Origin of the sequence: Streptomyces hydrogenans, from assembly GCF_014656075.1 — a bacterium.
Taxonomy (GTDB): Bacteria; Actinomycetota; Actinomycetes; order Streptomycetales; family Streptomycetaceae; genus Streptomyces; species Streptomyces hydrogenans.
On the sequence record NZ_BNBS01000100.1, the window covers coordinates 23,424 to 29,889 of the forward strand.

6 protein-coding genes are annotated in these 6,466 nt (G+C 71.9%); 4 read left to right on the plus strand and 2 right to left on the minus strand.

The window, feature by feature from the left end; translation table 11 throughout:
- Positions 1-5: 5 nt before the first annotated feature.
- From IE321_RS31045 to IE321_RS31055, 3 genes are read left to right on the plus strand one after another with little or no spacing between them, the layout of a single operon-like run.
- A complete protein-coding gene (locus IE321_RS31045) occupies positions 6-929 on the plus strand; it encodes a glutamate ABC transporter substrate-binding protein (RefSeq protein ID WP_190225324.1) in 924 nt (307 codons plus the stop codon).
- A 17-nt stretch (positions 930-946) separates the two neighbouring features.
- Positions 947-1,591, plus strand: a complete 645-nt coding sequence (locus IE321_RS31050) for an amino acid ABC transporter permease (RefSeq protein WP_043223986.1) — start codon at positions 947-949, stop codon at positions 1,589-1,591.
- Entirely contained in the window at positions 1,588-2,454 is an 867-nt protein-coding gene (locus IE321_RS31055) for an amino acid ABC transporter permease (RefSeq protein WP_190225325.1), read from the plus strand. Before IE321_RS31050 ends, IE321_RS31055 begins: the two co-directional genes overlap by 4 nt.
- Positions 2,455-2,506: 52 nt before the next feature.
- Here IE321_RS31055 and IE321_RS31060 read toward each other — a convergent pair whose 3' ends face one another.
- A complete protein-coding gene (locus IE321_RS31060; protein WP_190225326.1) occupies positions 2,507-4,060 on the minus strand; it encodes an alpha/beta fold hydrolase in 1,554 nt (517 codons plus the stop codon).
- A 171-nt stretch (positions 4,061-4,231) separates the two neighbouring features.
- Here IE321_RS31060 and IE321_RS31065 point away from each other — a divergent pair, with 171 nt between their 5' ends.
- Positions 4,232-5,509: a cytochrome P450 gene (locus IE321_RS31065; RefSeq protein WP_190225328.1), complete on the plus strand. Its 1,278-nt coding sequence runs from the start codon at positions 4,232-4,234 to the stop codon at positions 5,507-5,509.
- Here IE321_RS31065 and IE321_RS31070 read toward each other — a convergent pair.
- On the minus strand, positions 5,475-6,203 hold the full coding sequence (locus IE321_RS31070) for a hypothetical protein (protein WP_190225327.1): 729 nt from the start codon (positions 6,201-6,203) through the stop codon (positions 5,475-5,477). The two genes, IE321_RS31065 and IE321_RS31070, sit on opposite strands and share 35 nt — an antisense overlap.
- Positions 6,204-6,466: the final 263 nt, after the last annotated feature.

Consider the following 6,466-nt stretch of genomic DNA (forward strand, 5'->3'; position numbering starts at 1 on the left):
CCACCATGCAGCGCACGCACCGACGCCTGGGCGCCCTCGCCCTGCTGCTCGCCGTCGCGGGCTCCCTGCTCGCCGGCTGCGGACGGCCCGGCAGCCCGCCCATCAGGGGCCCGCGGCCCGACCAGCTCCCCACCTACCGGGTCCAGTCGGACTTCCGCCTCCCGGAGTCCTCCACCTGGAACCGGGCCAGGAAGCGCGGCAGGCTGATCGTCGGCGCCAAGGAGGACCAGCCGTACCTCGGCGAGAAGGACCCCGCCACCGGCGTCTACTCCGGCTACGACATCGAGATCGCCAAGATGATGGCCGCCTCCCTCGGCTTCGACCCGGCGACCGACGTCGAGTTCCGCACCATCGCCTCCGCCAACCGCGAGACCGCCCTGCAGAACGGCCAGATCGACTACTACGTCGGCACCTACACCATCAACGACAACCGCAAGCAGCTCGTCGGATTCGCCGGTCCCTACTACGAGGCCGGCCAGTCGCTCCTCGTCCGCACCGACGAGGACGACATCCACGGACCGCAGGACCTCGACGGCAAGCGCGTCTGCTCGGCCGCCGGATCCACCCCCTACCAGCGGATCCAGAAGGACTACCCGAAGGCCGAACTCGTCGCCTACGACACCTACTCCATCTGCGTCGACAACCTCCTCACCTACCAGGTCGACGCCGTCACCACCGACGACACCATCCTCATGGGCTACGCGGCCAAGGCCCCCGACGAACTGAAGCTCGCCGGGAAGCCGTTCTCGAAGGAGCCGTACGGCATCGGGGTGCCGCGCGACGACACCGCGCTCCGCTTCGCCCTCGACGACGCCCTCGCCGTCCACGAGAAGAACGGCGACTGGAAGAAGGCGTACGACGCGACCCTCGGCCTCTCCGGGGTCCCCGCCCCGACGCCGCCGCCCATCGACCGCTACCCGGCCAACTGAGGACCCCCACCGCTGCCATGGACGTACTGACAGAGAACTTCTCGCTCTACGGCGAGGGTTTCCTCGGCACCCTCGAACTCACCGTCTACGCCTCGGCGCTCGCCCTCGTCCTGGGCTTCGTCATGGCCGCCTTCCGGGTCGCGCCCGTCGGCTCCTTCCGGGTCTTCGGCACGGTCTGGGTCACCATCCTCCGCAACACCCCGCTCACCCTGCTCTTCTTCGCGGTGATGCTCGGCCTGCCCCGTTTCGGACTCGTGCTGCCCTTCGAGCTGTTCGCCGTCCTCGCGCTCGGCTGCTACACCTCCGCCTTCATCTGCGAGGCGCTGCGCTCCGGCATCAACACCGTGCCCGTCGGTCAGGGCGAGGCCGCCCGCAGCCTCGGCATGAGCTTCACCCAGACCCTCGGCACGGTCGTCCTGCCGCAGGCGTTCCGCTCGGTGATCCCGCCGATCGGCTCCACCCTGATCGCCCTCGCCAAGAACTCCGCCATCGCCGGCGCCTTCAGCGTCACCGAACTCCTGGGCACCTACAAGACCTTGAGCGAACTCGGCTACAACATCATCTGGACCTTCGTCTGGATCGCCGTCGGCTACCTGATCATCACCCTCTCCATCAGCGCCGTCTTCAACGTCATGGAGAAGCGCTGGGGGGTGGCCCGATGAGCCGCACGCCGCACGCCAGCGCCCTCTACGACGTGCCCGGTCCGCAGGCCCGCCGCCGGCACCTCCTCTACGGCGTGATCTCCACCGTCGTCATCCTCGGCCTCGCCGCCTGGATCCTCTATCTGCTCTTCGACACCGAGCAGTTCACCGCCGTGAAGTGGCGGCCCTTCCTCTACGAGGGCATCCAGGAGCTGCTCCTCGAAGGGCTCGGCAACACCCTCAAGGCGTTCGCGCTCGCCGCCGTCCTCTCGCTGGCGCTGGGCGCGCTGCTCGCCACCGGCCGGCTCTCCGACCACCGGCCGGTGCGGTGGACCGCCACCCTGCTGGTGGAGTTCTTCCGCGCCATGCCCGTGCTGGTGATGATCTTCTTCATCTTCGTGGCGCTCAAGGTGCAGCCGCTGCCCGCGCTGGTGGCCGGACTCGCCCTCTACAACGGCTCGGTGCTCGCCGAGGTCTTCCGCACCGGCGTCCACGCCGTCCCGCGCGGGCAGGGGGAGGCGGCGTACGCGCTCGGCATGCGCAAGACCCAGGTCATGACCTGGGTCCTGGTCCCGCAGGCGGTCCGGGCGATGCTGCCGGCCATCATCAGCCAGCTGGTGGTCGCCCTGAAGGACACCTCGCTCGGCTACCTCATCACCTACGAGGAGTTCCTGCACGCGGGCAAGCTGATCGCCTCCAACCTCGACTACGACCTGCCCTTCATCCCGGTCGTCCTCGTCATCTCGCCGATCTACATCGGCATGTGCATGCTGCTCTCCTGGTTCGCGACCTGGGTCGCGAGGCGGGAGCGCCGCGACCCCCGGACCAAGGGGGTGGACGTCGCTCCCGCCGCACCGGTGACCACGCTGCCGGGCCGCGAGTGACCCTCGAACGGGCCCCCGCACGGGCCTGAAACCGGCCCGGCAGCAGCCGTGATCACTCCTTCCGCATCGGCACCGAGACGTACGAGGGATCCGAGGCGGGCGAGGAGAAGGTCAGCTGCGCGCCGGCCGGGTTGTGCTCGATGTACAGCGGGTCGACGGTGTCGACGACCAGCGCGAGCCGGTGGCCGGCCGGGACGTCGTAGGCCGTGGAGAACAGCTCCAGGTCCACCGCGAACGGCCGGCCCGGCGTCCGGTCGTGGAAGGTGTACGGGGCGTTGCTGACCAGCTTCCCGACGCCGAGCGGGCCCACGTCGTACAGGTACGCGACGAAGGTGCCGCTCGACCTGGTGGGGGTGACCGTGGTGTGCAGCAGCGGCGTGCCGCGCACCGCCGCCCCGTCGTCGTACCGCCCTGACCGCCAGACGGCGGCGAAGGAGCGGGGGAGGAGCGGGACGGACACGGTCGGCGGGGTCTGTGCCAGCTGGTCGAGCAGATTGCTGAGGAGCACGATGCCGCCGTTGGCGCCGGAGTCCACGTTGGCCCAGACGTGCTCGGCGTCGGCCAGGGCGATCCGCTCGCGGTGCGCGTTGACGGACTTCCAGTCGGCGTAGCCCTCGTACCCGCCGTCGGAGCGGGGCTTGAGCCGCACCGGCTGCTCGCGGTCGATGCCGTTGTCGGCGCCCTTGAGGTAGCGGTCGAACCAGCGGTGGGCGCTGGTCCAGGTGTCGTTGGGCAGCCCGAGGAGGCCGGTGGCCTCGGCGGTGGCGTGGTCGCCGGGGCGGAACTCCAGCCGCTTGGGGCCCTGGAGCTTCTCGAAGAAGCTCGCGTACTGGTTGGGCGGGAAGATGGTGTCGCCCCAGGCGTTGCCGAGCATGATCGCGGTGCCGTTGGCATTGATCCGGTCGAGGTGGGTGGCGGCGGACCGCTGCCGCCCCCAGGCGATCATCTCGTCCTCCTGGTCCAGGTTCGACGAGAGGAAGTCCCCGAGGATCTTCTCCAGTTCGGGCCCGGGCCGGCCGGTGAGGTAGCCGGCGCCGCCGAGCAGGGCGGCGGCCTGGAGGTGCTGGGTGCGGCCGCCGTAGATGGAGTCGATGAGGTCGGCCCAGCCGCTCAGCGCGGCGACGGCCTTGATCCGGGAGTCGTGCGCGGCGGCCAGCAGGGAGATCCCGGCGCCGTAACTCACGCCCGCCATGCCGACCTTGGCGGGGTCGGCCGGGGTGTTCGCGAGCGCCCAGTCGATCACCTTGGAGGCGTCGGCGACGTCCTTGGGTCCGGCGGTCTCGATCTCCCCGCCGGACTGCCAGAAGCCGCGCGAGTTGTAACCCACCACGACGTAACCGGAATCGGCGAGCTTCTGCGCCTGCGCCAGGTACTCGATCTGCGGCATGGCCCAGCTGGTGGGCAGCACCACCACGGGGTAGCGGGCGGAGCCGTCGGCCCCGGCGGGGGTGACGACGTTGGCCTTGAGGACGGTGCCGCCGTCGCCGGCGATGTCCACGAAGCGGATCGACGGGCCGCTCGTGGCCGCCTGGGCGGCGGGCGCCACGGACAGGGCCGTGCCGGCCACCAGGGCGGCCGAGACGGCGAGGGCCAGGGAAGTACGCACGGGCCACTCCTCGATGGGGGGTCACTGATGGGGGGCAGTGAGGTGGGCCGACGGTAACCGGGGCGTGCTACCCGTGGTAACCGGTCGGTAAGTTACGTGCGGGTAACGATTGCGGGGCGTGGGGTACGGGCTCCGCCCCGGCGGGGCGGCACCCCCGTCACTCCCGCCGTGATGGACACGTCCGCGCCGCTGCCCCAGGCTGGAGCCGTGAAGCAGCCGACGGACCTTCCCGATGTCTTCGATCCCCGGATCCACGCCGCCGGGCCGCCGCACGACGCCTTCCGGGAGCTGCGCGACCGGGCTCCCGTCGCCTGGCAGGAGGAGCCGGCGGTGCTCGGGTGGCCGGCCGGGCCGGGGTTCTGGGCGGTGACCCGGCACGCCGACGTCGTCCGGGTGCTCAAGGAGGCGGGGACGTACTCCTCCTGGCTCGGCGCCACCCAGATCCGCGACCCGGCCCCGGCCGACCTGCCGTTCATCCGGCGCATGATGCTCAATCAGGACCCGCCGGAGCACGGCGGGCTGCGGCGGCTCGCCGCCCGCGCCTTCACCCCGGGACGCGTCGCGCGGTTCGAGGAGACCGCCCGCGTCCGGGCCCGCGCGCTGCTCGCGGCGGCCGTCGCGGACGGCGGCGAGGTCGACCTCGTCCGGGCCGTCACCGACGACTACGCGCTGCTGAACCTCACCGACCTGCTCGGCGTGCCCCCGGGCGACCGGGGGCTGCTGCACACCTGGACCGAACGGGTCATCGCCTACCAGGACCCCGACGAACCCGCCGTCCTCGACGCCGGGGGGAAGCCCCTGAACCCCCGGTCTCCGGCCATGCTCGCCGAGATGTTCGGCTACGCGCAGGAGCTGGCCGCGTACAAGCGGAAGCACCCGGCCGACGACCTCATGACCGCCCTCGCCACCACCGAACTCGCCGACGCCGAGCTGGAGATGTTCTTCTTCCTGCTCACCGTCGCGGGGAACGACACCGTGCGTTCGGCGGCCCCCGGAAGCGTCCTCGCCCTGTGCGGGAACCCCGGCGAGCAGCGCCGGCTCTGGCGCGGCGAGGTCGGCACGGACACCGCCGTGGACGAACTCCTGCGCGTCCACCCGCCGGTGCTCTCCTTCCGCCGCACCGCCGCCCGCGCCACGGAACTGGCCGGGGTCCGGATCGCCGAGGGCGACAAGGTCGTCGTCTTCCACGTCTCCGCCAACCACGACGAACGCGTCTTCCCCGACCCGCACCGGCTCGACCTCGGCCGCCGCCCGAACCCGCACGTCTCCTTCGGCGACGGCCCCCACGTCTGCCTCGGCGCACACTTCGCCCGGCTGCAGCTCCGCGTGTTCCACGAGGAGCTGCGGGCGTGCTGCGGGGGAGTCGAGGCCGCCGGGGAGCCGCGGCGGCTCGTCTCCAACTTCATCAACGGGATCAAGTCGTCGCCGGTACGGCTGCGGGAGCCCTGAGCGCCGCCCGCGTCACGTCGGCCACCAGCTCGACCACGTCGGGGCCGTACGCCTGGGAGTTGACCACCTTGAGGAGGAGGACGAAGGAGCCCCGGTGGGTGCGGGCGAGACGCTCGTGGTGGCGGGCCAGATAGCGGGTCGCCGCCTGATTGGTGATCGCCCGCTGGCCGCAGAAGAGGAAGACCGGGCGCCCGCCCTCGCCCGCAGTGATCCGCGCCAGCACCACGTACTCCACGGCGCCCGGGTCCATCAGGTACCGCTCTCCGCCGACCTCGATCGCGCCCCGCTCCTCGACCGGGTCCGGGTCCGTGACCATGGTCAGCCCGGGCAGCAGCGAGCCGAGATGGGCGGCCATGCGCCGATTCGACCCCGGACCGCCGACGCAGAACTCCGTACGGTCGCCGAAGCCCAGATGCGTCCGGTCGTGCTGGACGATCTGCGCCTGCGCCCCGCAGTCCTTCACGAGCGCGGCCAGTTCGAGCAGCGCGAAGACGTCGAAGCGGTGCACCGCCCCGTCCCCGCCGGCCTCCCGGTTCACCACGAGCAGGCACTCCGCGTGGCCGGGCAGGCCGAAGAACGCCTGCTTGCGGCGGAGCCGCCGGCGCCAGACGTACGTCCGGGTGAGCCATCCCAGGGACGCGCTGAGGCCGGTCGCCAGCACGCCGAGCACGATGTTCCGCAGGTCCTCGTCCATAGGGGCGCATGCTAGCGGCGGCCGGGTGACCGTTCGAGAGGGCCGGGGGGCCTCCTGACGCCGGGCCCGCGCGGAAGTTACGCTGCGTGGACGGTCATTGACGGGAGGTCAGGATGCGTCGCTCCGCAGTCCGGTACGGGGTGGTCGCGGCGGCGGCCGCGACGGTGCTCTCGGTGGGGGCGGCCGGCCCGCCCCGTACCGCCCCACCGGCGGCCACGTCGGCCCCGGCCTCCGGGGCCGCGCCCGTCGGCCACGCGCCGCCC